This window comes from Chitinophaga sp., assembly GCF_035564935.1.
Lineage (GTDB): Bacteria > Bacteroidota > Bacteroidia > Chitinophagales > Chitinophagaceae > Chitinophaga.
On record NZ_DATMTE010001071.1, the window covers coordinates 1 to 2,142 of the forward strand.

The 2,142-nt window shown below is 43.0% G+C and carries 3 protein-coding genes; all 3 read right to left on the reverse strand.

The window, feature by feature from the left end; genetic code table 11:
* Window positions 1-423: 423 nt before the first annotated feature.
* The 3 genes from VN105_RS27670 to VN105_RS27680 all read right to left on the reverse strand — a co-directional run bounded on the left by VN105_RS27670 (window position 424) and on the right by VN105_RS27680 (window position 2,068).
* Window positions 424-1,071: a MarC family protein gene (locus VN105_RS27670; protein ID WP_325646368.1), complete on the reverse strand. Its 648-nt coding sequence runs from the start codon at window positions 1,069-1,071 to the stop codon at window positions 424-426.
* Window positions 1,072-1,113: 42 nt separating this feature from the next.
* Entirely contained in the window at window positions 1,114-1,728 is a 615-nt protein-coding gene (locus VN105_RS27675) for a trimeric intracellular cation channel family protein (protein ID WP_325646370.1), read from the reverse strand.
* Window positions 1,729-1,804: 76 nt separating this feature from the next.
* Complete coding sequence (locus tag VN105_RS27680) at window positions 1,805-2,068, reverse strand: hypothetical protein (protein WP_325646372.1); 264 nt, start codon at window positions 2,066-2,068, stop codon at window positions 1,805-1,807.
* Window positions 2,069-2,142: the final 74 nt, after the last annotated feature.

Consider the following 2,142-nt stretch of genomic DNA (forward strand, 5'->3'; position numbering starts at 1 on the left):
AGCAAGCGTAAAAAGAAAAGCTAAGGCTAAAAAAGACTGCCGTCCCGAGGAATCGGGACGGCTTTTCTGCTAACTGTTCCGTCTATATTGATTCTTTTATGTTCCTATTAAAAAAAAAGAACAAATAACATCCACCTAGTAATCAATAACGGATTTTACCTGTTGTTCAACTAAAAAATTTTTTAAAGAAGGCAAGGCAATAGGAAACCTGCACGTATTTTACGTGGAGCGTTTCAATAGGATAAAATGGCTTTGGATTTTGTCCGATGCGCCTGGTATTCATAGCGGGCTAACGCTATGCGGATGATGGCTGCTAACTTTCCTGATTATTTTCTCCTTATTTTTTTCCCTAAATAAATTCCTTAATGCGCATCTGGAATAATAACACGAAACGATTTAAAATTGTTCTGGAAAAAAATGTTTTTAAAAATTAAAAAGTTCACGAATGCCAAGTGCAAACATCTGAACGCCGATAACAGCAAGGATAAGTCCCATCATTTTTGTAATGACCATCATTACATTGGTGCCGATAATTTTTACAATGCGTTCACCTGCAATAAAGAGGAGATAGGTGATATAACATATAAGTGCATAAATGCCTATTACAACAGTAAGATGTATAAGATCTTTTGCGGCAGAATAACTCATGGAGGTGGTAATTGCGCCAGGGCCTGCCAGTAAAGGCATCGCCAGCGGGGTAATAGCTACGCTGATCCCCTGATCTGCTTTCACGGGTTGCGTACCGAGCTTAGGATTTTCATTTTTATTTTCTTTTTCCCCGCGTACCATTTCGTACCCGATCACAAAAACGAGGATACCACCGGTAACACGCAGCGCGGCCAATGTAATACCAAAAACATGGAATATCAATTTGCCTGCCACGCTGAAAACAAGAATAATACAAAAGGCAATGATCACTGATTTCGTGGCAATATTCCGCTTGGCCTTTTTATCCATGTTGGAAGTCAGCTCCATGAAAACAGGGATGGCTGAAATAGGATTTACAATTGCCAGTAATCCCATGAATACGGTAGTCGCAAAGGCGATATAATTATCAAATAATGCCATCATATCAGCAATATAATAAATTTTATTTACCGTTCAACACCCGGTTCAGGAACGTATGCGGGGCAATTGCCAGTTATGGCGCAGGCTTATCAGCCGGATAGCAACTATAACGGTAACGGCTATACCTTGTGCAATATCCCCGGAGATGCCGGTAAAGTGTCCGGCCACCAGGTACAGGATCCCGCCGGCAATAGAAGCGGCGGCATATATTTCCCGGGTGAAAAGAATAGGCTGCTCCCCGGTGATCACATCGCGCAGCAGGCCGCCGAACGTACCGGTAATTACACCCAGTGCCACGCACACCGGCATGGGAAGCCCCGCTGCCACTCCCTTGTTGATGCCGGTAATGGTAAACAGGCCAAGTCCTATTGCATCAAACGTACTAAGCAAACGGGTGAGCTTTTTTACATAGGAGAAAAATAAAGCGGCAATAATGGCAGCAGCAATAATAGCAGTATTACTTAATTCATCCGTCATCCAGGCTACCGGTGTTGCGCCGGTCAGCAGATCGCGGATCGTTCCGCCGCCAATAGCCGTTATAAAGGCCAGCGCCAGTAATCCTATTACATCATATGATTTGTTGATGGCTGCGGTAGCTCCCGAAACAGCAAACGCAAAAGTGCCCAGTAATTCCAATACCTGGATGAAGGTAAGCTGCATGCTCCTTGTCTGATTTATAAACTAAGGTAAGCATACTTTATATGACTACAGCAGGAGTGGAACAACTTATCTACACTCAATAGTCATCTTCATAGGCCGACTCCCCACGAAGCGTACGCTCTATCTGGTTGCGCAGGCTATGACTGAATCCTTCTACTTCAATCTTCGGATGATGATCGAGATAGATAAGAAAGCGGCCGGTTTCTTTTGCCACCAGGTCATATATATCTTCCAGTAAAGCGTGAAGTAGTTTCCGGGTGGTTTCGGCTATCTGTGCAAGTGGTGAATCTTCAAAATGCCGGTATTCACGGTTTTTATAAGATAAGGTAATCTGAATCATAACTGACGGTTTTTCTGCAGGATTTAGGATTACCGGTTAATATATATCTAACCGGCTGGTTTTCATTATTTAAT